Consider the following 20745-nt stretch of genomic DNA (forward strand, 5'->3'; position numbering starts at 1 on the left):
CAGTTTTTTGCGACAGTCACGCAAGTGGCTTGCGTCAGGGGAGCCAGCTCACCCGGCCGTGCAGGGCGGCGTACCCGACGAAGGCCACCACGTCGATCAGCGTGTGCGCGATCACCAGCGGCATCGCGCGCCCCCACCGCTGGTACAGCCGCCCGAACACCAGCCCCATCACCACGTTCCCGACGAACCCCCCGAACCCCTGATACAGGTGGTACGACCCCCGCAACACCGACGACACGACCACCGCCCGCCACGGCCCCCAGCCCGCCTGGTCCAGCCGGTGCAGCAGGTAGCCGCTGACCAGCACCTCCTCCAGCACCCCGTTCTGCGTGGCGGCCAGCAGCAGCACCGGCACCCGCCACCACACCTCCGGCAACTGCCCCGGCACCACCGTCAGGTTGACGCCCAGCGCGTAGACGACCAGGTAGAAGGCCAGCCCCGTGCCGCCGATCGCGGCGGCGAGCAGCGCGCCGCGCAACGTGTCGCGGCCCGGCTCGCGCAGGTCCACCCCGATCGTCCGCAACGACTCGCCCGACCGGACCAGCAGGTACGCCACCAGCGCGACCGGCGCCACCGAGATCGCGATGTCCACGAGCTGCAACGTCAGGTCCAGCCACGGCCGCCCGGGAGCCAGCGAGCCGACCAGCACGGCCTGCTGCCCCTTCAGCTCCTTGGGCGCGGTCAGCGAGCCGATCAGCCGGACCAGCGACAGCACCGCGCTGGCGCCGAGCGAGACCGACAGCACGACGAGGATCTCGGCTTTGATGAGTCTGGGGCCGAGGGCCGGAGCGGGTGCGAGTGACTGGGTGTGCATGGGCCGCAGATTAGCCGCCCAGCGCTCCGATCCGGATAAAGCACCCCTTGTCGGCGGGTCCCCGGGACCCGGTCATGGCGATGTCACACTTTCCGTCCCGGGTTCCTCTCAGAGGGCATGAACGACATGATTCTCGTCACCGGCGCCACCGGCGCTTTCGGACGCCCGCTGGTCGAACTGCTCACCGCCCGAGGGGTCAAGGTACGCGCCGTCACCCGCTCGGCGGCCGGGGTGCGCCTGCCCGCCGGGGCCGAGGCCGTCGAGGGCGACCCGGCCCGCCCCGAGACCCTCGCCGGCCACCTGGACGGCGTCACCGCCGTCTTCCTGCACCCGCGCGCCATCGGCGACGGGGCGCCCGGCCTGCTCGCCCGCGCCGCCGAACGCGGGGCGCGGCGGGTGGTGGCCCTGTCCGCGATGAACGTCGACGAGCCCCTCGACGAGCAGCCCTCCCGCTTCCGCGGCGACCGGAACAAGGAGGCCGAGGCCGCCGCCGTGGACAGCGGCCTGGAGTGGACCAGCCTGCGCGCCGCCTCCTTCGCCGGGAACGCCCTCCAGGCGTGGGCCCCCCAGATCCGGGCCGGGGACGTCGTCCGGTACGTGCACGCCGGCTTCCAGGAGGTGCCGATCGATGAGCGGGACCTGGTCGAGATCGCCGCCAGGACGCTGCTCGGCGGGTACGCCGGACGCCGGCTCGAACTGACCGGGCCCGAGTCGCTGACCCACGCCGCGATGGTGGCCGTGCTCGGCGAGGCGATCGGCCGGCCGCTGCGCTTCGAGGAGATCCCGCCGGAGGCCGCCGAGCGGCACCTGGTCGCGGGCGGCCTGCCGGAGCCGTTCGTCCGGGCCCTGCTGGCCCGCTACGCCAGGTACGCCACGCGCCCCCAGCACCCGGTCACCGAGGACGCGGCCGCGGTGCTCGGCCGCCCGCCCGGCACCTTCGCCGCCTGGGCCGCCGCCCACGCCCCCGCCTTCGCCCCCCAGGACCATCCGGCCGCAGGTCAGGCGCCCGGTCTCCGCCCTCATGGCTGACCAGCCGACACCGACCGGGGGATCCCGTGCCGCACTCCACCGCCTACGTCGTCACCGCGCTGCTGACGATCGCCTGCAACGCCTTCTCCGGGTTCGCCGCCATGACCCGCCTCGAACCGGTCATGCGGTCGCTCGGCCCTGCGCTCGACCGGGCCGGGGTGCCGCGGTCGTGGCTGGTCTGGCCGATCGGCACGCTGAAGGCGGCCGGCGCGGCGGGGCTGACGCTCGGCCTGCTGGGCGTGCCCCTGGCCGGGACGGCGGCCGCGGCCGGGCTCGTCCTCTACTTCGTCTGCGCCGTCTACACCCACCTGCGCGTGGCCGACCGCTCGCCGCAGTTCTCCCTGGCGATCGTGTTCCTCGCGCTCGCGGTCGCCACCCTGGCGCTGGACCCGGCGCTGGTGCTGCGGCCCTGAGGGTCAGCCGCGCTCGGGGACGGCCATCTCGCCGAGCAGCGACCAGTCGTCCTGCGGGACGTTCGCGTTGACGATGCGCGGCGTCTCGGCCAGGTAGCCGGGCAGCACCTGCTGGGCCTGCTTGAAGTGCGCCGACGTCACGTGCGCCGCCCCGGCCGCGTCGTCGCGGAAGGCCTCGACGAGGACGTACTCGGCCGGGTCGTCGAGGCTGCGCGACCAGTCGAACCACAGGCAGCCCGGCTCGGCGCGGGTGGCCTCGGTGAACTCGGCCGAGATCTCCGGCCAGCGGCCGGCGTGCTCCGGCAGGACGCGGAACTTCGCGGTGATGAAGATCATGACGGGAACTCCCGAGGTCGGCGGCGTTACGGCACGAGACTAGCCGCACACCGCCGCCCGGCCACGGCGGGCCTCACGCGCGTCGCGTCACCTGATCACGCCACAGGCGGTGCGGCCGCCCGCGTCGCCCGTCCTGTGGGTGGCCTCGTCGGGGCCGTCGGGGGCGTAGCGGGCGGGGATGTTGGCCAGGTTGTCGGGCAGCGCGTGCACGATGACCGCGCTGCCGTCGGCGTCGGTCAGCTCGCGCAGCCCGAACCGGTCGGTGACGACCGACGCGGTGCCCGACCCGTCCTTGCCGACCAGCAGCGGCGGCAGGTCGCCCGAGTGCCCGGCGTGGACGCCGCCGGTCAGGTCGAGGTGGCCTCCGGCGGTGAAGAAGGGGGAGACCTGGCCGGTCGCGGGATCGACGGCCTTCGGGTCGCACAGGCCCGCCGTGTGGATGTGGAAGCCGTGGAAGCCGGGCGTCAGGCCCTTGACCGAGACCGAGACGCGTGCCGTCCCGAACCCCTCGCGCAGGATGCTGAGCCGCCCGACCGCGACGCCGCGCGTGTCGCGGATGACCACGGGCCGCGGGTCGCCCTGGCGCGAGGCGGTGGCGTCGGCCACCGCGCTCACGCCGATGGCGGCGACCCCGGCGGCGAGCGCGAGGCAGAGCGCCAGATGTGTCCGGCCGAACGTCCGTGCCTTGGGCATGGCGAAACCGTCCCTCGTGAGGCGGAGATGTGCGGACTCATCGAGGGTACGGTCGTGCCGCGCCGCCTGTCGTATAGCTCTTGAGTCACCCGTCGGGGTTATGGGGCCGTCCGGTCGTCGGGGGCCGGCTCCCCGAGGCCGGTCTCTCCCAGGTCCGTCCGGCCCGGTCCGGGCTCGCCCGCGTCGGAACGGCCCGCGTCCCGGTCGGGACGGGCGGGCGCGCAGGCGTCGCCGCAGCCGCCGAAGCGCCCGGTGTCGATCGGCGTGAACCGCGTGGCGGGCACGCCCTTCAGCGCCGCCCTCATCGTGTCGTTCCAGATCGGTCCCGGCAGCGAGGCCCCGGCCACCAGGGCGAAGTACCGGCCGCCGATCGTGGTGTTCACCAGCTTGTACCGCTGCGAGCCGCGCGGGTCGCCGATGCTGACCGCGCCCGCCAGATCCGGGGTGAACCCGGCGAACCACGCCGAGGCGTACCCGTCGGTGGTGCCGGTCTTGCCCGCCGCCGGGCGGCCGATGCCGCCGACGCGGCTCATCGTGCCCTTGGTGAACACGCCCGACAGGATGTGCGCGGTCGCGTCGGCGACGCCCGGATCGAGCGCCTGCCGGCACGACGGCCGGTACGAGGTCGGCCGGCCGGTGGCGGCGTCGGTGATCCTGGTGATGGCCATCGGCCCGCAGTACCTGCCCCGGGCGGCGATGGCGGCATACGCGGTGGCCACCGTCACCGGGTCGGTCTCGTTGATGCCGAGCGTGAACGTCTCGTACTCCTGGAGCTTGCGCCCGTCGGCCCGCGCGATCCCGAGCGACTTGGCCGTCTCCACCGTCCGGCACAGCCCCACCCGCTGCTCCAGCGCCATGAAGAACGTGTTCACCGAGCCCCACGTGCCGGTCTGCAGCGTCTTGAAACCGGGGGAGCCCTCGTCGTTGGTGACCGTCCAGGACGGGTCGCCGACGCCGGCGCCGTCGCAGTTCCTGAAGGCGGCGGTGGAGGGGGCGTTGTAGCCGTTGCCCACGGTGATGCCGTCGTCCACCTTCATGCCCTGTTTGAGCGCCTCGACCAGGGTGAACGTCTTGAACGTCGAGCCCGCCTGGAAGCCGATCAGCCCGCCGTGCCGCGCGTCGGCCACCGCGTTGAAGGAGATCTGCTTCTTCCTGGCCGAGGAGCCGTAGCCGCGGCTGGCGGCCATGGCCCTGATCGCGCCGGTGCCGGGCTCGACCAGCGCCTCGGCGGCCAGGGCGTGGTCGGTGGCGTTGACGTGCTTCCTGATCGCCCGGTCGGCGGCGGCCTGGGCCTTCGGGTCGAGCGTGGTGTAGATCTTCAGGCCGCCCTGCGCGAAGGCGCGTTCCCTGACCCGCCGCGTGTCGCCGAAGGCCGGGTTGGCCAGCAGCTCGTGCCGGACGTACTCGCAGAAGTACGGATGGTCGCTGTCGCCACAGCCGTTGGGCAGCCGGACGTCCTTGAACCCCAGCTTCTTCGCCTTGGCCGCGGACGCCTGCTCCGGCGTGATCCTGCCGAGCTCGGCCATCCGGTCGAGCACCACGTTCCGCCGGGCGAGCAGCAGCGCGCGGGCCTTCCTGCCGCGGCTCGGGTCGGTCGTGTTCGGGTCCTGCACGGCGCCCGCCAGCGTGGCGGCCTGGGCCAGGTCGAGCCGGGACGCCGGGACGCCGAAGAACCGCCTGGCCGCGGCCTGCACGCCGTTGGCCCCCGCGCCGAAGTAGGCGATGTTGAGGTAGCGGCGCAGGATCTCGTCCTTGCCGTACTTCTGCTCGACGCCCATCGCGTAGCGCAGCTCCTTGAGCTTGCGGGCGTAGCTGGCCTCCAGAGCCTTGTTCTTGTCCTGCTCGGTGTCGGCCGCGTTGAGCAGCACCTGCTTGACGTACTGCTGGGTGATGCTCGAACCGCCCTGGCTGAGCCGGTCGGAGCTGAGGTTCTTGACCAGGGCGCGCAGCGTGCCCTCCATGTCGATCGCGCCGTGCTCGTAGAACCGGTCGTCCTCGATGGCGACGACCGCCGTCCGCATCACCTCGGAGATCTGGTCCAGGCGGACGATCTCGCGGTTCTGGTCGTAGAAGCGGGCGATCACGTTGCCGCGGGCGTCGTACACGGTGGAGGTCTGCGCGAGGGGCGGCTCGGCCAGCGCCACCGGCTTGAGGTTCAGCTGCTCGGTGGCGGAGACGACCAGCGTGCCGGTGCCGCCGACGGCGGGCAGCGTGATCGCGGCCGTCAGCAATCCGGCCGACATCGCCGCGACCGCGAGCCGGGCGACGTTCGACAGGCGATGGGGCATGCGGGAGCACCTCCGGGCGGAAACAGGGACAAGCCCGGACATGACAGCACAGGACGAAAGGCGGCGTCCAAGACCGATATCAGCCATCCGGTGATATCGGGATCGATATCACGCCAGCGTACGGGCCACGCGCGAACCCCCCTCGCGCGTGGCCGTCCGGCGGTCAGAGCAGCGACGGCGCGACCGGCTGCACCTGGTTCTCGACGTGCTCCTTCAGACGCACCAGATCCTGTCGCAGCTTGCGCGCGGGATGCGCGCCGAGCAGCCCGGCGATGGCATGCCCGGCCGCACCCGCGATGGGGTTGTAGCACAGGTGCACCTGGACGCGCGTCCTGCCGTCGGCCTGGGCGTCCACGCGCAGCACGCCGGTGTGGGCGATGAGCTCGCCGTCGCCGGACTTCCAGGCGATCTCCGCGCCCTCCTCGCGCTTGGTCTCGGTGGCCGTGAAGCGGATGCGCGTCCCGGCCGGGCCCCTGATCACCCAGTGGGAGCGCAGCTCGTCGGCCGACAGCCGCACCTCCTCGACGTCCGGCATGAAGCGCGGGAACAGCGAGTAGTCGCTCACCAGCGGCCACACGGCCGCCACCGGCGCCGCGATCGAGACGGCCGCGTTGACGTCGATCGCCTCGCGACCGGCGTTGACGCCGGTGAGGCGGCGCAGCGGCAGGTTCGTCGCCGCCCGCACGGCCAGCGCGGACGCGGCGCAGCGGGTCAGCCAGGACAGCGGCCTCGGCAGCTTGCCGGTGATCGCCCAGATCGAGGCCGCCGCCCCGCCCGCGACCAGCCTGGTCGAGGGCGACCAGCGCTGCTGGAACAGCTCCGGCACCGCCTTGCGGCGGCGGCCCTGGCCCTGCAACCGGGGCACGTCGGTGCCGTCCCTGTGCACGTGCCAGTTGGTCTCCACCCGCTTGACGCCCGGGATGCGGCGCAGCTTCTGGCGGGCGCGCTCGTCCTCGCCCGCCAGCACGTCGCCGGAGAGCGTCACGACGCGCTCGCGCACGTCGACCTCGACGGCGTGCGGGTGGCTGATGTGGCGGCCCAGTTCGGCGCGTACGCGTTCGTGCAGGACGCGGTCGTCGGCGGAGCCGCCGGTCAGGCGGTACCTGGCCGCCGCGGCCGACCCGCGGCCCCTGTTGGACAGGTCGCGGCCGAGCACGCCCAGGCCGTCGCGCACCTCGTGGGTCGCGTGCGAGCCCTTGTCCCGCACGCGGGCGCGGCGCGTCCGGCCCCGGTCCGGATCCAGCAGGTACGTCACCGCGGCCCCGGCGCAGGCGCCGAGCACGGCCGCGACGAACGGATGCGACCGTCCTCGCGACTCCGTGTGCACGATCTGGATACGCCGCGGAGCCGATGGCCGCGATCCCCCGTTGATGGAGCTGATGCCCCGAAAAGCAGTCGTGCGCATGACCACAATCCCCCTCGCTCGCACTTCCCGCTGGCCGTGGCCTACCCCGCAGGTCACAGCGCTAACGGAGGGCCGTCCGGAGGCGTTGGTCGCCCGCGATACCGGGCAGGAGGGACGGCAGGGGATTTAAGGGAGTTCTGGCATGAGAAGCACGGTTCGCACCGCGACGCAGGCGTTCTGGATCGACGCCGGGCACGGCGGGACGCAGGAGCACTACGGCGAACAGCTACGCAGGTGGCGGCACGCGTTCGCGGCCACGGGCGGGGAGGCGGGCGCGAGCGGCGTCACGCTGGACCCCCTGCACTTCGCGCTGGCCGCCTGGGAGGTCGCCACCCGGCCGGTCGCCGACTCCCCGTACGTGCGCACCCATCCCCGGGTCCTGGACGCGACCTGCCACCGGGCCGAGGACGGCCGCGATCCGCTGGCCGTGGTCGAGCTCGCCGCGCCGCCGCCAGTCCCGCTGCCGGACGGCTGGTCGAGCTGGCGGCACCAGGGCGAGCAGCCTTACGCGGCCGGCGCTGAGGGCACGCCGACCGCGCTGAGCACGCTGGAGCTGCGCATCCCCCTGTCCGGGGACCGGCTGCCGACGCCCACCCGGCCGCGCGCCGAGGGCCTGCCCAACCTGGACGACGCCCAGGCGTCGCTGGAGGCGTTCGTGGCCGAGCTGAACGCGGCGGTCACCCCGTTCCTGCGCGAGCTGGACGGCGCCGAGGGCGTCCTCGACACCGACGGCGCCACGCTGATCCAGTGGCTGCGCACGCAGATCGAGGCCGACAAGGCCACCGCGGAGGCGGCGGGCGCCGGCCCCTGGCGCTACCTCACGGCCGCCGGCTCGGCCGCCGCCCCGGTACGCCAGGGCGCGGGCGGCGCGCGGCGGCTGGAGTTCGGCGGCGGGCGGACGATCACCCGCGTCGGCTTCCACGACGACGACCTGCTCCACCCGGTCGAGGCGATCCACATCGCCCTGCACGACCCGGCCGACGCGATCGCCCGCTGCGGCGCCGAGCTGGCGTTGCTGAACGAGCACACCCCGCCGCTGTCGGCCGGGGACGCCGGGGACGCCGTCTGCCCGCTGTGCGGCGGGGCCGCCGGCTCCCCCTGCCAGACGCTGCGCCACCTGGCCTACGGCTACCGCCTGCGCCCCGGCTGGCGGCCCGAATGGAGCCCCTCCCGCTGACCGCTCCCGGCTCCCGTGTCTACATGTAGTTGCCCTCGCCCTGGGCGCGGACGCCGTCAGGGCGGGGGAGTGCGCGGCCGGCGTGCAGGCCGAGCTGCTGCTGGCGGGCGGCGGCCTGCTGGAGCTGGAGCCCGGCCTGGATGCCCTGGAACACGCCCTCCAGCCAGCCCACGAGCTGCCCCTGCATGACCCGGATCTCCATCTCCGTCGGCGTCCCGCCGTTCGGGGTGGGCCGCAGGCGCTCCAGCTCGTCGCGCAGCTCGGGGGCGACCGCCCCGGCGACCTCCTGGATGGCCTGCTCGTAGATGCGGTGCATGCGCTCCCTGGCGCGCTCCTCCAGGTGCACCCCCTTGGCCTCCTCCAGCAGGCTGCGGGCCATCGCGCTCACGCGGAGCAGCCGGGCGGGCTCCTCGACGCTTTCGATGTCCGTCCTCACGGCATCGCGCAGGGTGTGCTCACGCTGCTCGTCCCCCGATGCTGGATGCGGCGTCGTCGTCATGTCCTCAGTCCTCGTTCACGCAGGTGAGCGGCTCGCTACCGCCAGCAACAGCCCTTCCCGGTGCCCCGCCGTTCACTCGTGGGAGCGGCCGGAATCCTGGGTAGGGGTCACCCTCATGAACCGGCGAGACGACGATCCCGAGGACGAGTTCTTCGCTCCGGTGCTGCGCGAGCCGCCGCCCCCGGACGAGATCAGCCGCTCAGGCGTGGTGAGCGACACCGGCGTGCCCGGCGTGCACGGCGGCGGCGAGGGCCACTGGCCGCAGAAGCCGCCGCCGTCGAGCGCGCTCGGCCTGCGCCTGCTGGCCGCCGCGCTGCTGCTGCTCGTCGGGGTCGTGCTGGCGGTGCTCGCGGTGCTGGCCGGACGGCCGGCGCTGGCGCTGCCGCCGGCGATCCTGGCGGTGGCCGCCGCCGCGTACCTGGTGGTGTTCGCCCGGCGGCGCGCCCGCGACGACGGCGGCCCGCCCACCTTCGGCTAGCGCGACGCCCGGGGCGATGGGGTTTCGGTCCTTCTGTGGGGGTACACGCCCGCTGAGGGGAAGAGGAGCCGTGATGTCTCTCATCGACCGTGACTGTGTACGCAGGCTGCTGGAGTCGGAGCACGCCGACGCGACGCTCGTGTTCGTCCGGGGTGACTGCGTCGTGCTGCGGGCCGCGGAGATCGACGACGCCCACCGGGGGCTGGTGATAGCCAGCCGCGAGGACGTCATGGCCCAGCTCCCCGACGGCGCCGCGACGAGCGGGCAGGCCCTCGACGACCTCGCCGTGCGGCTGGACAACGTGGTGCGCGACCTCGGCGCCTGATCGCCGGCCGGCCCGCGTCGCGGCCGCATGTCCTGAATCTGCAAGCCGCCACGTCCACCTGGGGAAAGACGGTGTCGGTCCCGCCGGGATTCACTGCCGGGAACACGACACGAAAGGGGCCGTTCAGATGCCCGACAACCCCACCGGCGAGTTCTGGAAGGACCTGCGGCCGATCGAGAACTCCTTCCGGCCGGACGCGCTGCCCGAGGTGTACCTGTCCAAGGTGGCCACGGACGACGACCGGTACTACGTGCCGTTCACCGAGACCGTCGGCTCGCGGCCGCTGTGGATCAACGTCAAGGACAACAGCTGGGCCGACATCCTGCGGGCCAAGGAGGCCGGGCTGGTCAACCGGCACTACCACCCGCACGAGGTGTTCGCGTACACGATCTCCGGCAAGTGGGGCTACCTGGAACGCCCCTGGACGGCCACCGCCGGCGATTTCGTCTACGAGGCCCCGGGCGAGGGCCACACGCTGGTCGCCTACGACAGCGGCGAGCCGATGAAGACGTTCTTCATCGTCAAGGGCCCGCTGGTCTGGCTGGACGAGAACGGCGACCCCGACGGCTTCTTCGACGTGCACGACTACATCAAGATGTGCCGCGAGCACTACGAGAAGGTCGGCATCGGCGCCGACTACGTCAACTCCCTGTTCCGCTGACCGCCGCCCCGCCGCATCCCCCGAAATGAGAGCGTCATGACCGACATCGCGGCCGCGCCGGACACCAGGGCCGCCGACCGGTACGAGAACCGCCTTCTCGTCATCCTCTTCCTGTCCTTCGGCTTCGTCTTCTTCGACCGGCAGGCGCTGTCGTTCCTGGCGCCGTACATGGACCAGGACTTCGGCCTGTCCAACGCCGAGCTGGGCACGCTGTCCGGCGTGCTCGCGCTCACCTGGGCGCTGGCCGGGATGTTCGCCGGCCGCCTGTCCGACGCGCTCGGCAGGCGCAAGCCCATCCTGGTCGTGGCCGTGGTGCTGTTCTCGCTGTTCTCGGCCTCGTCCGGGCTCATGGGCGGGTTCGCCGGGCTGCTGGCCGCCCGCGCGCTGATGGGCACGGCCGAGGGCGCCGTGCTGCCGATGGCGCAGTCGCTCATGGTCGAGGCCAGCCGGGAACGCCGCAGGGGCTTCAACATGGGCCTGCTGCAGGGCTCGTCGGCCGGACTGCTCGGCGGCATCCTCGCGCCGCTGGTGGTGGTGTGGATCGCCGAGACCTACGACTGGCGGGTCGCCTTCTACGTCACGATCGTGCCGGGGCTGGTGATGGCCCTGCTGATCGCGAAGTTCGTCCGCGAGCGGTCGCCGCGGACGGCGGCCGAGGCGCCCGCCAAGGAGCCGAGGGTGCCGCTGGGCGAGGTGCTGAAGCTGCGCAACATCGTCGTGTGCATGCTCATCGCCTGCTGCTACCTCACCTGGTTCGTCACCATCATCACCTTCACGCCGACGTACCTGACCCAGGTGAAGGGCTTCGGGCCCGGCACGATGAGCGGCGTCATGACCTGCCTGGGCGTGGCCTGGGTGCTCTGGGGCTTCGCCACCCCGGCCATCTCCGACCGGCTGGGACGCAAGCCCGCGCTGATCGGCTTCACCGCGCTCGCGGTGTTCTGCCCGCTGGCCGTGGTCTACGTCGAGAGCCCCGTGCTGCTCGGCGCGATCATGATCGTCACCTACACCGGGCTCGGCTGCTTCACGCTGTTCATGGCCACCATCCCGGCCGAGACCGTGCCGCGCGGCGCGCTGGCCACCGCGCTCGGCGTGATCATGGGCGTGGGCGAGCTGGCGGGCGGCTTCCTGGGCCCGATGGTCGCCGGTTGGGCGTCCGACCAGTGGGGGTTGCAGGCCGCGATGTTCATCGCCGCCGGCGGCGCGCTGGTCGTGGTGGGGCTCGCCTTCGCTCTGAAAGAGACGGCCCCCGCCGCGCTGCGCAGGGCGGCCGCGTGAGGGCCGCGGTCTGGCACGGGGCGAAGGACGTGCGGGTCGAGGACGTCCCCGTGCGCGAGCCCGGCCCGGGGGAGGCGGCGATCGCGGTGGCGTACTGCGGGATCTGCGGCAGCGACCTGCACGAGTACGCCGACGGCCCGCACGCCATCCCCGTGGGCGAGCCGCACCCGGAGTCCGGCGTCCGCGCGCCGATCGTGCTCGGCCACGAGTTCTGCGGCACGGTGACCGGTCTCGGCGCGGGCGTGACCGGCCTGGCCGTCGGCGACCGGGTCGCGGTGGAGCCGCACTACCGGTGCGGGAACTGCCCGCGTTGCCGGGCGGGGGAGTACAACATCTGCCGCCATTTCGGGTTCGCCGGGTTGATGGGGCACGGCGGGCTCGCCGAACAGGCGACGGTGCCCGCGTACATGCTGCACCGGCTGCCCGAGTCGGTGCCGCTGGAGCAGGCGGCGGTGTTCGAGCCCGCGGCCGTGGCCCTGCACGCGGTGCGGCGGGCCGGGATCCGCGCCGGCGACACCGTCGCGGTCCTCGGGCTCGGCCCGATCGGGCTGCTCGTGGCCCGCTTCGCGGCGCGGGCCGGCGCGGGCCGCGTGGTCGCCGCCGACCGCTCGCCCGCCCGCCTGGAGCTGGCCCGCCGCCTCGGCGTCGAGGCGGCGACGGGCGACGGGCTGGCCGAGGCGGTCGGCGGGGAGGGCGCGGACGTCGTCTTCGAGGCCGTCGGCTCGGAGGGCACGCTGCGCGCCTGCCTGGCCGCCACCAGACGCGGCGGCCGGGTGGTCTTCCTCGGGCTGACCGGCACGGTCTCCCTCGACGCCTTCGCCCTGGTCAACAACGAGCAGACGATCGTGACCAGCGTCGGCTACCGCGACGCCTACCCCGAGCTGATCCGCATCGTCGCCGAGGAGGGCGTGGACCTGGCCGCGATCGTCACCGCGACCATCCCGCTGGAGCACGTGGTGCGCGACGGGTTCGAGGCGCTGCTGCGTGGCGAGGACCAGGTCAAGGTGCTGGTGCGACCGTCTCAGGACGGGGGGCGGCTCCGGTGACCGACGGACTCGCCCCCGGGCTGTTCGCCGGGCGGCACGCGTTCGTGACCGGCGGCACCTCCGGCATCGGCGCGGCGACCGCCGTGCTCCTCGCCGAGCTGCCCGTGCACCCGCTGGTCCGGGTGGTGGAGCACGACGTGCTCGACCGGGGCGGCCTGGCCCGCCTGCTGTCGGCCGGCGACCCGCTCGACGCGCTGGTCAACTGCGCGGGCGTCAGCCACGACCGCGAGGAGTACGACCTGGCCCGCTGGCAGCGCGTCATCGAGGTCAACCTGACCGCCACCATGGTCGCCTGCCAGGCCGCCCGCCCGGCGCTGGCCGAGCACGGCGGCGCGATCGTGAACGTCTCCTCCATGTTCGCCTTCTCCGGCAGCAGGGACCGGCCCGCCTACAGCGCCAGCAAGGGCGGCGTCTCGCAGCTCACCAAGTCGCTGGCGGCCGAGTACGCCGCCGACGGCATCAGGGTCAACGCCGTCGCCCCCGGCTTCGTGGTCACCCCGCTGGCCCGCGGCGTGCTCGACGACCCGCCGGCCCTGGCCCAGGTGCTGGCCCGCATCCCCGGCGGGCGGCTCGGCAGGCCGCGCGAGGTCGCCTCGGTGGTGGCGTTCCTGTGCTCGCCGGGCGCGTCGTACGTCACCGGGGCGGTCGTCCCCGTGGACGGAGGCTATCTGGCTGTGTGACATCTCACCTAAGCTGTGTGTCCCCTGACCGGCACGAACGCGAGGAGGGTCGCCTTGTCCGCCGTCTCCGTGATCTCCCAGGCCACGACCGAGCACGTCGAACCCGCCGAGCGCATCCACTTCTGGGAGGACTACAACCGCAGGGCGCTGGTGGGCCTGTCGTGCACGTCGTACTCCGAGCACGGCCTGCTGGCCAGGCAGACCAACATCGAGCTGGCCGGGCTGCGGCTGGCCGAGATCGCCGGGAACGCCCACGCGATCGAGCGCAGCCCGCAGACCGTCAGGTCCACGCCGAAGGACTCGGTGTTCGCGACGCTGCTGCTCAAGGGCGAGGCGGTGTTCCTGCACGAGAACGGCTGCCTGGCCGCCACGGCGGGCGAGCTGGTCGTCTACGACACGCGCCGGCCGTACCTGTTCGGCTTCTCCTCCTCGATGCGGCAGATCCTGGTGGACGTCCCGCGCGAGCTGTTCGCGCAGGCGTGCGTGGCGGGCGGGCTGCCGGGGCCGATGGTGTTCGGCAGGGGGACGGCGCGGGAGGGCGTGCTCGTGGCCGCGCTGCGCTCGATGATCGGCGGCCTGGCCGCCCTGCGGTCCGCGCCCGACCCGGCCGAGGCCGAGCGGGCCGTGCTCGGCCTGCTCAGGCAGCTCGCCGAGGAGCGTACGGGCGGGCGTCCCGGGCCGGACGCCTACCGGTCGCAGCTCATCGTCGCCGAGGACTACATCGACCGGCACCTGCACGACCCCTGCCTGGGGGCGGCGCAGGTGGCCGGGGTCATGGGCATCTCCGTGCGGCACCTGGCGCGCATCTTCGAGTCCACCGGCCGCTCGCCCGCCCGGCACATCGTGGAGCGGCGGCTGGTCCGGGCGCACGCCGAGCTGACCGGGCCGCGCGCGCTGGAGACCACGATCGCCGACGTGGCCCACCGGTGGGGCTTCTCCAGCCAGGCCCACTTCGCCCGCCTGTTCCGCGCCCGGTACGGCCTGACCCCGAGCGAGGCCCGCGCCGAGGCGACCCGGTAGGCAGGGCGCGCTAGGGGAGCCGGCCGGTGTGCGCGAGGTCGGCCTCCATGCCCGCGGCCGTCCGCCTGAGCTCGGGCAGCACGTCGCGCAGCAGGTGGTCGCGGCTGGCCCGGCCGGCGTGCGTGGCCACGTTGACCGCGGCCACCACTTTCCCGTCCGGCCCGCGCACGGGGACGGCGATCGACCGCACGCCCTTCTCCAGCTCCTGGTCCACCAGCGCGTAACCGTCGGCGGCGGCCTGCCGCACGGCCGCGGCCAGCCCCTCCGGCGAGGTGATCGTGTGCGGGGACAGCGGCTTCGGCTCGATGGCGGCCACCCGCGCGGCGGGCAGGCCGGCCAGCAGCACCCGGCCCATGGACGTGGCGTACGCCGGGAAGCGGGTGCCGACCGTGATGTCCACGCTCATGATGCTGACCGTGGGCACCCGGGCCACGTAGAGCACGTCGTCGCCGGACAGCACCGCCACCGACGCCGACTCGCGGACGCGCGCCACCAGATCGGCCAGGTGCGGCTGGACCACCTCGCCGAACGTACGCTCCGACAGGTGGGCGTAGCCCAGTTCGAGCACCTTGGGCAGCAGCACGTGGCGGTCGCCCTCGGCGGCGGCGTAGCCGAGGCCCTCCAGGCTCAGCACCGCGCGCCGGACCGTGGCCCTGGGCAGGCCGGTCACCCTGGCGGACTCGGCCAGCGTGCAGCCGCCGCGCGCCGACCCGAGCGAGACCAGCACGGCCAGGCCGCGGGCGAGCGACTGCAGGTAGCCCATGCCCAGCACCTCCTTGACGGCCCGCGAACCGTCGAGGCCGGCGGGCGCGCGGCGCGGCTCCCGGGGCCGGGCGGCCAGGGCCGCCAGGGCGGCCTCCATGTCCGCCACCGTCGCGCGCAGGCGGGGCAGGGCGTGCTCGCGCAGCCCCGCCACCGTGTGCCTGCTGGTGTGGCTGACCACGCTGACCGCGCAGACCGCCGTGCCGCCGGGGTCGCGTACGGGCAGCGCGACCGCGATCAGCCCCGGCTCGATGAGCTGGTCGTCCTCGGCCCACGGCGCGGTGGGGTCGAGCAGGGCCAGCCCCGCCGCGCACCGCCCGGCGGGCAGCAGGTCGCCCACGCGGAAGGCCACCGACATCGTGCGCCGCCGGGTGAACTGGCCGACGAAGCGCACGCCGTCGCCGTCGCGCACGGCCAGCGAGACCGACTCCTCCAGCTCGGCGGCCAGCCGCTCGGCCAGGGGCGACAGGCTCTCCTGGAGGCCGTCGCAGGCCAGGTAGGCCGCGCCCAGCTCCATCAGCGGCGGTGCGAGCAGCACGTCGCGGCCCTCGGCCCGCAGGTGGCCGAGGTGCACGAGCGTGGCCAGCACGCGGTCGACCGTGGACCTGGCCAGCCCGGTGGCGCGTACGAGGTCGGTCGCGCGCATGGGCCGCCCGGGGTCGGCGGCCAGCACGCGCAGCACGGCCAGGCCGCGCTCCAGGGTCCCGGCCGGTTCCATCGGCGGCTCCTCATCCAGGTGGGGGCTTTGACAGGAACGCCCCGGTTACAGATACTCGAACTCATAATAGTGAACTAAAGTTCGCAGAGCGAACACCTCGGCTGAACGGAGTGTCGTGCGGAGAGACAAGGTGGTCGCGACGGCCGCGGAGGCGCTGGCCGGCGTGCGGGACGGCGCGTCGTTCGCGGTCGGCGGCTTCGGGCTCAGCGGCATCCCCAACGTGCTGATCCAGGCCCTCTACGACACCGGCGTGACCGGCATCGGCGTCGTGTCCAACAACTGCGGCGTCGACGGCGGCGGCCTCGGCATCCTGCTGTCCGCCGGGCGCATCGCCCGCGTGACCGCCTCCTACATCGGCGACAACAAGGAGTTCGCCCGGCAGTACCTCGGCGGCGACCTGGAGGTCGAGCTGACCCCGCAGGGCAGCCTGGCCGAGCGGCTGCGGGCCGGCGGCAGCGGCATCCCCGCCTTCTACACCCCGGCCGGGGTCGGCACCCCCGTCGCCGACGGCGGCCTGCCGCTGCGCCACCACCCCGACGGCACGGTCGCCGTCGCCTCGCCGCCGAAGGAGGTGCGCGAGTTCGACGGCCGGGAGTACGTCCTGGAGCACGGCATCCGCACCGACTTCGCGCTGGTCCGGGCGGCCAGGGGCGACCGCTCCGGCAACCTGGTCTTCCACCGCGCCGCCAGGAACTTCAACCCGCTGGCCGCCATGGCCGGGCGCGTCACCGTCGCCGAGGTCGAGGAGCTGGCCGAGCACATCGACCCCGACGAGGTCCACCTGCCCGGCGTGTTCGTGCAGCGCGTGCTCCCGCTCACCCCGGAGCAGGCCGCCGACAAGGGCATCGAGAGGCGTACGATCACCCCGCCTCCGGCAGGGGGGACGGTCACCGAATGAGCTGGACCCGTGACCAGATGGTCGTGCGGGCGGCGGCCGAGCTGCGCGACGGCGACTACGTCAACCTCGGCATCGGCCTGCCCACCCGCATCCCGTCGTTCCTGCCGCCGGGCGTCGACGTGGTCCTCCACTCCGAGAACGGCATCCTCGGCGTCGGCCCCTACCCCGCGCCCGCCGACGTCGACCCCGACCTGATCAACGCGGGCAAGGAGACGGTCACCGTGCTCCCCGGCGCGTCGTTCTTCGACTCCTCGTTGTCGTTCGGCATGATCCGAGGGGGCCACATCGACGTGGCCGTGCTCGGCGCGATGCAGGTCTCGGCCCGCGGCGACCTGGCCAACTGGATGGTCCCCGGCAAGCTGGTCAAGGGCATGGGCGGGGCCATGGACCTGGTGCACGGCGCGCGCAAGGTCATCGTGATCATGGAGCACAACGCCAAGGACGGCTCACCCAAGATCGTCGAGGAGTGCTCGCTGCCCCTGACGGGCAAGCGATGCGTGCACCGGATCATCACCGACCTGGGCGTCCTCGACGTCACCGACCAGGGGCTGGCCCTGGTCGAGAGCGCGCCGGGCGTGGGCCTGGACGAGCTGCGCAACCGTACCGACGCGGAGGTCATCGCATGAAGGACGTCTACATCGTCGACGCCGTCCGCACGCCGTTCGGCCGCCACGGCGGCGCGCTGGCCAAGGTGCGCCCCGACGACCTGGCCGCGCACGTCGTCGCGGCGCTGGTCGAGCGGACCGGCCAGGAGAGCGCCGACGAGGTGATCCTCGGCAACGCCAACGGCGCGGGCGAGGAGAACCGCAACGTCGCCCGGATGGCCGCGCTGCTGGCCGGGCTGCCGGTCACCACGCCCGGCGCCACCGTCAACCGGCTGTGCGGCTCGGGCATGGAGGCGGTCATCCAGGCGTACCGGGCGATCGCGGTCGGCGACGCCTCGGCGGTGATCGCGGGCGGCGTGGAGTCGATGACCCGCGCGCCTTGGGTGCTGCCCAAGCCCGACCGCGCCTTCCCGGCGGGCGGCGGGGAGCTGGTCTCCACGACGCTCGGCTGGCGGCTGGTCAACCCGAGGATGCCCGCCGAGCACACGGTCGCGCTCGGCGAGGGCGCCGAGCTGATCGCCGACAAGCACGGCATCACCCGCGCGGAGCAGGACGCGTACGCGCTGGGCAGCCACCGGAAGGCGGCCAAGGCGGCCCTCGACCGCGAGATCGTCCCGATCGCCGGCCTGACCAGGGACGAGGGCATCCGCGACGACACCTCGGCCGAGGCGCTGGCCCGGCTCAAGCCGGTGTTCAGAAAGGACGGCGGCACGGTCACGGCCGGCAACTCCTCCCCGCTGAACGACGGCGCGGCGGCGCTGCTGCTGACCGACGAGGAGGGGCTGCGCGGCCGCGAGCCGCTGGCCCGCCTCACCGCGAGCGCCGCGAGCGCGCTGGAGCCGCGTTACTTCGGGCTCGGCCCGGTCGAGGCCGTGCGCAAGGCGCTGGCGAAGGCCGGCAAGGGCTTCGGCGACCTGTCGACCGTCGAGCTGAACGAGGCGTTCGCCGCGCAGGTGCTCGGCTGCCTGGCCGAGCTGCCCGAGCTCGACCCCGCCCTGGTCAACCCCGACGGCGGCGCGATCGCGATCGGCCACCCGCTCGGCGCCTCCGGGGCCCGCGTCACCGGCGCCGTGGCCCACCGGCTGGCCGCGGCCGGCTCGGGCGTCGGGATCGCCTCCCTCTGCATCGGCGTCGGCCAGGGGCTGGCCGTCGTACTCGAAAGGTAGCGTCCATGTCCGAACCACTCACGCAGGCCGACATCGACCGCGAGATCGCCGCGCTGAGCGAGTCGCGCGGCGAGCGGCCCGCCGACCACCCCGCGCGCGACTACGCCCCTTACCGCAGCACCCTGCTGCGGCATCCCAAGCAGCCGCTGGTCGCGTTGAAGGACCCGGAGGCGAGCGAGCTGTCCGGCCCGGTGTTCGGCGTCACGGACGTGACCGCCCTCGACTCCGACCTGACCCGGCAGCACCTCGGCGAGCCGCTGGGCGAGCGGATCACCGTGACCGGCCGGGTGCTCGACCGCCAGGGCCGGCCCGTACGCGGCCAGCTCGTGGAGATCTGGCAGGCCAACTCCGCCGGCCGCTACCTGCACCAGCGCGACGACCACCCGGCGCCGCTCGACCCCAACTTCTCCGGCGTGGGCCGCTGCCTGACCGACGACGACGGCCGCTACCACTTCACCACGATCAAGCCCGGCCCCTACCCCTGGCGCAACCACCTCAACGCCTGGCGGCCCGCGCACATCCACTTCTCGCTGTTCGGCACGGCCTTCGCCCAGCGGCTGGTGACCCAGATGTACTTCCCCGGCGACCCGCTGTTCCCCTACGACCCGATCCTGCAGTCGGTCACCGACGACGGCGCCCGGCAGCGGCTGGTCTCCACCTACGCGCACGACCTGTCCAAGCCCGAGTGGTCGCTCGGCTACCGGTGGGACATCGTGCTCGACGGGCCCGCCGCGACCTGGATGGAGGAAGGCCGATGAACCCCACCCCCTCGCAGACGGTCGGCCCGTTCTACGGCTACGCGCTGCCCTTCCCCGGCGGCGGTGAGCTGGCCACCGGCGGCATCATCGTGCACGGCCGCGTCTACGACGGCGCCGGCGACCCGATCCCCGACGCGCTGCTGGAGTTCTGGCAGGCCGACCCCACGGGCGACCTGTCCGGCGCGCCGGGCTCGCTGCGCCGCGACCCGGTCGACGGGACGGTGATCGGCCGGCACGGAGTCGACTTCACCGGGTTCGGCCGCGTCCCCACCGACGCCGACGGCCACTGGACCCTGCGCACGGTCGAGCCGGGCAACGGGTACATCAGCGTGTGCGTGTTCGCCCGCGGCCTGCTCCACCACCTGTTCACCCGCATCTACCTGCGGCCCGACGCCTTCCTCGACTCGCTGCCGCCCGAGCGGGCGCGCACGCTGGTCGCGGTCGAGGAGCGGGAGGGCGTCCACCGCTTCGACATCCATCTTCAGGGCGAGAAGGAGACGGTCTTCCTTGACTTCGGCTGACCCCGCCGGAGGGAACCCGGGCGCGCCCTCCGTGGGCGGTCTGGGGGACTTCGGGCTGCTCGCGCCCATGCGCGGCGGGGCCGAGGCGACCGGCGACGTGGCGGTCCTGCAGGCCATGCTCGACGCGGAGGCCGCGCTCACCCGGGTGCTGGCCGCGCTCGGGCGCGCGCCGCGGGAGGCGGCCGACGCCGTGACCGCCGCGGCCCGTGCCGAGCTGTTCGACCCGGCCGGCCTGGCCGCGCGGGCCCGTTCGGGCGGCAATCCGGTCATCCCGCTGGTGGACGACCTGCGCGCGGCCGCCGGGCCGTACGGGGAGCACGTGCACGCGGGCGCGACCAGCCAGGACATCCTCGACACCGCGCTCATGCTGGTCGCCCACCGGGCGCTCGGGCCGGTCCTGGCCGACCTCGACCGGGTCGCTGCCGGGCTGGCCACGCTGGCGTGGGACCATCGCGACACCGTCATGGCCGCCCGCACGCTCACCCAGCAGGCCGTGCCCACCACGTTCGGGCTCAAGGCGGCGGGCTGGCGGAAGCTGGCCCTCGACGCCCGCGACCGCCTCCGCGCCGCCCGCGAGGCCCTTCCCGCCCAGCTCGGCGGCCCCGCCGGCACCCTCGACCGGTTCACCGCCCCTGACGCGGCCGACGCGGGCGCGGCGGCGCTCGAGGTGGCCGGCCGGTTCGCCGCCGAGCTGGGGCTGGCCGCGGCCACGCTGCCCTGGCACGTGCTGCGCACCCCCGTCGCCGACCTGGCCGGGGCGCTGGCGTTCACCGCGGGCGCGCTGGGCAAGCTGGCCGCCGACGTGCTGGTGTTGTCGCGTACCGAGATCGGCGAGGTGTCCGAGGGCGTCGGCGGCGGCTCGTCGTCGATGCCGCACAAGCACAACCCCGTGCGGGCCACGATGATCGCCGCGGCGGCCCGCCAGGTGCCCGCCCAGGCCGCGGTCCTGTACGCCTCGCTCGCCGCCGAGGACGAGCGCCCGCCCGGCGCCTGGCACGCCGAATGGCAGCCGCTGCGCGAGGCGCTGCGCCTGGTCGCCGGCGCCGCCCGCGACGCCGCGGAGCTGGTCGCCGGCCTGCGGGTGCACCCCGGGCGCATGCGCGCCGCCCTGACCGTCGCCGGACCGCCCGGCGCCGCCGCCGCCCTGGTCAAGCGGGCGCTGGAGGAGAAGTGAC

At 74.0% G+C, this 20745-nt stretch carries 23 protein-coding genes; 16 read left to right on the forward strand and 7 right to left on the reverse strand.

Features of this window, described 5'->3' with window-relative positions:
- Positions 1 to 34: 34 nt before the first annotated feature.
- The gene (locus ABZ459_RS35325; protein ID WP_357979685.1) at positions 35 to 814 is read right to left on the reverse strand and encodes a CPBP family intramembrane glutamic endopeptidase; all 780 of its coding nucleotides are present in this window, start codon (positions 812 to 814) and stop codon (positions 35 to 37) included.
- A gap of 117 nt (positions 815 to 931) precedes the next feature.
- On the opposite strand from ABZ459_RS35325, the gene ABZ459_RS35330 reads away from it, so the two are divergent.
- Positions 932 to 1843 carry an NAD(P)H-binding protein gene (locus ABZ459_RS35330; protein WP_357979687.1) on the forward strand — a complete coding sequence of 304 codons (912 nt, stop codon included), beginning with the start codon at positions 932 to 934 and terminating at the stop codon, positions 1841 to 1843.
- Between the two features lie 26 nt (positions 1844 to 1869).
- The gene (locus ABZ459_RS35335) at positions 1870 to 2256 is read left to right on the forward strand and encodes a DoxX family protein (RefSeq protein ID WP_357979689.1); all 387 of its coding nucleotides are present in this window, start codon (positions 1870 to 1872) and stop codon (positions 2254 to 2256) included.
- A gap of 3 nt (positions 2257 to 2259) precedes the next feature.
- On the opposite strand, the gene ABZ459_RS35340 is transcribed toward ABZ459_RS35335, so the two are convergent.
- From ABZ459_RS35340 to ABZ459_RS35355, 4 genes are all read right to left on the reverse strand, one after another.
- Entirely contained in the window at positions 2260 to 2592 is a 333-nt protein-coding gene (locus tag ABZ459_RS35340; protein ID WP_352352667.1) for a putative quinol monooxygenase, read from the reverse strand.
- 87 nt (positions 2593 to 2679) lie between these two features.
- Positions 2680 to 3285, reverse strand: coding sequence for a superoxide dismutase family protein (locus ABZ459_RS35345; RefSeq protein ID WP_357979692.1), 606 nt, complete (start codon positions 3283 to 3285; stop codon positions 2680 to 2682).
- A 98-nt stretch (positions 3286 to 3383) separates the two neighbouring features.
- Positions 3384 to 5573 (reverse strand): transglycosylase domain-containing protein, encoded by a 2190-nt coding sequence (locus ABZ459_RS35350; RefSeq protein ID WP_357979694.1) that lies wholly within the window; start codon positions 5571 to 5573, stop codon positions 3384 to 3386.
- 163 nt (positions 5574 to 5736) lie between these two features.
- A complete protein-coding gene (locus tag ABZ459_RS35355) occupies positions 5737 to 6900 on the reverse strand; it encodes an SRPBCC family protein (RefSeq protein ID WP_357979696.1) in 1164 nt (387 codons plus the stop codon).
- Positions 6901 to 7120: 220 nt separating this feature from the next.
- On the opposite strand from ABZ459_RS35355, the gene ABZ459_RS35360 reads away from it, so the two are divergent.
- Positions 7121 to 8155 (forward strand): DUF6221 family protein, encoded by a 1035-nt coding sequence (locus ABZ459_RS35360; protein ID WP_357979698.1) that lies wholly within the window; start codon positions 7121 to 7123, stop codon positions 8153 to 8155.
- 19 nt (positions 8156 to 8174) lie between these two features.
- On the opposite strand, the gene ABZ459_RS35365 is transcribed toward ABZ459_RS35360, so the two are convergent.
- Positions 8175 to 8654 carry a proteasome activator gene (locus ABZ459_RS35365; protein ID WP_357979700.1) on the reverse strand — a complete coding sequence of 160 codons (480 nt, stop codon included), beginning with the start codon at positions 8652 to 8654 and terminating at the stop codon, positions 8175 to 8177.
- A 115-nt stretch (positions 8655 to 8769) separates the two neighbouring features.
- On the opposite strand from ABZ459_RS35365, the gene ABZ459_RS35370 reads away from it, so the two are divergent.
- The 7 genes from ABZ459_RS35370 (at position 8770) to ABZ459_RS35400 (ending at position 14142) form a co-directional block, all read left to right on the forward strand.
- Positions 8770 to 9132 carry a hypothetical protein gene (locus tag ABZ459_RS35370; protein ID WP_357979702.1) on the forward strand — a complete coding sequence of 121 codons (363 nt, stop codon included), beginning with the start codon at positions 8770 to 8772 and terminating at the stop codon, positions 9130 to 9132.
- Positions 9133 to 9205: 73 nt separating this feature from the next.
- The gene (locus ABZ459_RS35375; RefSeq protein WP_357979704.1) at positions 9206 to 9457 is read left to right on the forward strand and encodes a hypothetical protein; all 252 of its coding nucleotides are present in this window, start codon (positions 9206 to 9208) and stop codon (positions 9455 to 9457) included.
- Positions 9458 to 9584: 127 nt separating this feature from the next.
- On the forward strand, positions 9585 to 10118 hold the full coding sequence (locus tag ABZ459_RS35380) for a 2,4'-dihydroxyacetophenone dioxygenase family protein (protein ID WP_352324601.1): 534 nt from the start codon (positions 9585 to 9587) through the stop codon (positions 10116 to 10118).
- Between the two features lie 36 nt (positions 10119 to 10154).
- Positions 10155 to 11396 (forward strand): MFS transporter, encoded by a 1242-nt coding sequence (locus tag ABZ459_RS35385; protein ID WP_357979706.1) that lies wholly within the window; start codon positions 10155 to 10157, stop codon positions 11394 to 11396.
- Complete coding sequence (locus ABZ459_RS35390) at positions 11393 to 12442, forward strand: 2,3-butanediol dehydrogenase (protein WP_357979708.1); 1050 nt, start codon at positions 11393 to 11395, stop codon at positions 12440 to 12442. The genes ABZ459_RS35385 and ABZ459_RS35390 overlap by 4 nt, the downstream gene beginning before the upstream one ends.
- Positions 12439 to 13122, forward strand: coding sequence for an SDR family NAD(P)-dependent oxidoreductase (locus tag ABZ459_RS35395; RefSeq protein WP_357979710.1), 684 nt, complete (start codon positions 12439 to 12441; stop codon positions 13120 to 13122). The genes ABZ459_RS35390 and ABZ459_RS35395 overlap by 4 nt, the downstream gene beginning before the upstream one ends.
- A 54-nt stretch (positions 13123 to 13176) precedes the next feature.
- The gene (locus tag ABZ459_RS35400; RefSeq protein ID WP_357979712.1) at positions 13177 to 14142 is read left to right on the forward strand and encodes a helix-turn-helix domain-containing protein; all 966 of its coding nucleotides are present in this window, start codon (positions 13177 to 13179) and stop codon (positions 14140 to 14142) included.
- A 10-nt stretch (positions 14143 to 14152) separates the two neighbouring features.
- Here the strand turns inward: ABZ459_RS35400 and ABZ459_RS35405 are convergent, their stop codons facing one another.
- A complete protein-coding gene (locus ABZ459_RS35405; RefSeq protein WP_357979714.1) occupies positions 14153 to 15622 on the reverse strand; it encodes an IclR family transcriptional regulator C-terminal domain-containing protein in 1470 nt (489 codons plus the stop codon).
- A gap of 115 nt (positions 15623 to 15737) precedes the next feature.
- On the opposite strand from ABZ459_RS35405, the gene ABZ459_RS35410 reads away from it, so the two are divergent.
- Genes ABZ459_RS35410 through pcaB form a run of 6 tightly spaced genes read left to right on the forward strand, consistent with a single transcriptional unit; the run spans position 15738 to position 20744 of the window.
- The gene (locus ABZ459_RS35410; protein ID WP_357979716.1) at positions 15738 to 16520 is read left to right on the forward strand and encodes a CoA transferase subunit A; all 783 of its coding nucleotides are present in this window, start codon (positions 15738 to 15740) and stop codon (positions 16518 to 16520) included.
- Positions 16517 to 17146, forward strand: coding sequence for a CoA transferase subunit B (locus tag ABZ459_RS35415; protein ID WP_357979718.1), 630 nt, complete (start codon positions 16517 to 16519; stop codon positions 17144 to 17146). The genes ABZ459_RS35410 and ABZ459_RS35415 overlap by 4 nt, the downstream gene beginning before the upstream one ends.
- Positions 17143 to 18291 carry a thiolase family protein gene (locus tag ABZ459_RS35420; protein ID WP_357979720.1) on the forward strand — a complete coding sequence of 383 codons (1149 nt, stop codon included), beginning with the start codon at positions 17143 to 17145 and terminating at the stop codon, positions 18289 to 18291. Before ABZ459_RS35415 ends, ABZ459_RS35420 begins: the two co-directional genes overlap by 4 nt.
- A 5-nt stretch (positions 18292 to 18296) precedes the next feature.
- On the forward strand, positions 18297 to 19049 hold the full coding sequence (gene pcaH, locus ABZ459_RS35425; RefSeq protein ID WP_352328074.1) for a protocatechuate 3,4-dioxygenase subunit beta: 753 nt from the start codon (positions 18297 to 18299) through the stop codon (positions 19047 to 19049).
- Positions 19046 to 19570, forward strand: a complete 525-nt coding sequence (gene pcaG, locus ABZ459_RS35430; RefSeq protein WP_357979722.1) for a protocatechuate 3,4-dioxygenase subunit alpha — start codon at positions 19046 to 19048, stop codon at positions 19568 to 19570. The genes pcaH and pcaG overlap by 4 nt, the downstream gene beginning before the upstream one ends.
- Positions 19557 to 20744, forward strand: a complete 1188-nt coding sequence (gene pcaB / locus ABZ459_RS35435) for a 3-carboxy-cis,cis-muconate cycloisomerase (RefSeq protein ID WP_357979724.1) — start codon at positions 19557 to 19559, stop codon at positions 20742 to 20744. The genes pcaG and pcaB overlap by 14 nt, the downstream gene beginning before the upstream one ends.
- The last annotated feature ends 1 nt before the right edge of the window (position 20745 follow it).

Source organism: Nonomuraea sp. NPDC005692 (assembly GCF_040631115.1).
In the GTDB taxonomy this organism is placed as follows: domain Bacteria; phylum Actinomycetota; class Actinomycetes; order Streptosporangiales; family Streptosporangiaceae; genus Nonomuraea.

Excerpts from the sequence above, each read along its gene's own strand:
- ABZ459_RS35405 (WP_357979714.1), bottom strand. The coding sequence starts at position 15,622 with ATGGAACCGGCCGGGACCCTGGAGCGCGGCCTGGCCGTGCTGCGCGTG.
- ABZ459_RS35365 (WP_357979700.1), bottom strand. The coding sequence starts at position 8,654 with ATGACGACGACGCCGCATCCAGCATCGGGGGACGAGCAGCGTGAGCAC.
- ABZ459_RS35330 (WP_357979687.1), top strand. The coding sequence starts at position 932 with ATGAACGACATGATTCTCGTCACCGGCGCCACCGGCGCTTTCGGACGC.
- ABZ459_RS35375 (WP_357979704.1), top strand. The coding sequence starts at position 9,206 with ATGTCTCTCATCGACCGTGACTGTGTACGCAGGCTGCTGGAGTCGGAG.
- ABZ459_RS35420 (WP_357979720.1), top strand. The coding sequence starts at position 17,143 with ATGAAGGACGTCTACATCGTCGACGCCGTCCGCACGCCGTTCGGCCGC.
- ABZ459_RS35415 (WP_357979718.1), top strand. The coding sequence starts at position 16,517 with ATGAGCTGGACCCGTGACCAGATGGTCGTGCGGGCGGCGGCCGAGCTG.
- ABZ459_RS35385 (WP_357979706.1), top strand. The coding sequence starts at position 10,155 with ATGACCGACATCGCGGCCGCGCCGGACACCAGGGCCGCCGACCGGTAC.
- ABZ459_RS35350 (WP_357979694.1), bottom strand. The coding sequence starts at position 5,573 with ATGCCCCATCGCCTGTCGAACGTCGCCCGGCTCGCGGTCGCGGCGATG.
- ABZ459_RS35325 (WP_357979685.1), bottom strand. The coding sequence starts at position 814 with ATGCACACCCAGTCACTCGCACCCGCTCCGGCCCTCGGCCCCAGACTC.
- ABZ459_RS35345 (WP_357979692.1), bottom strand. The coding sequence starts at position 3,285 with ATGCCCAAGGCACGGACGTTCGGCCGGACACATCTGGCGCTCTGCCTC.
- ABZ459_RS35360 (WP_357979698.1), top strand. The coding sequence starts at position 7,121 with ATGAGAAGCACGGTTCGCACCGCGACGCAGGCGTTCTGGATCGACGCC.
- ABZ459_RS35340 (WP_352352667.1), bottom strand. The coding sequence starts at position 2,592 with ATGATCTTCATCACCGCGAAGTTCCGCGTCCTGCCGGAGCACGCCGGC.
- ABZ459_RS35380 (WP_352324601.1), top strand. The coding sequence starts at position 9,585 with ATGCCCGACAACCCCACCGGCGAGTTCTGGAAGGACCTGCGGCCGATC.
- pcaH (WP_352328074.1), top strand. The coding sequence starts at position 18,297 with ATGTCCGAACCACTCACGCAGGCCGACATCGACCGCGAGATCGCCGCG.
- ABZ459_RS35370 (WP_357979702.1), top strand. The coding sequence starts at position 8,770 with ATGAACCGGCGAGACGACGATCCCGAGGACGAGTTCTTCGCTCCGGTG.
- pcaG (WP_357979722.1), top strand. The coding sequence starts at position 19,046 with ATGAACCCCACCCCCTCGCAGACGGTCGGCCCGTTCTACGGCTACGCG.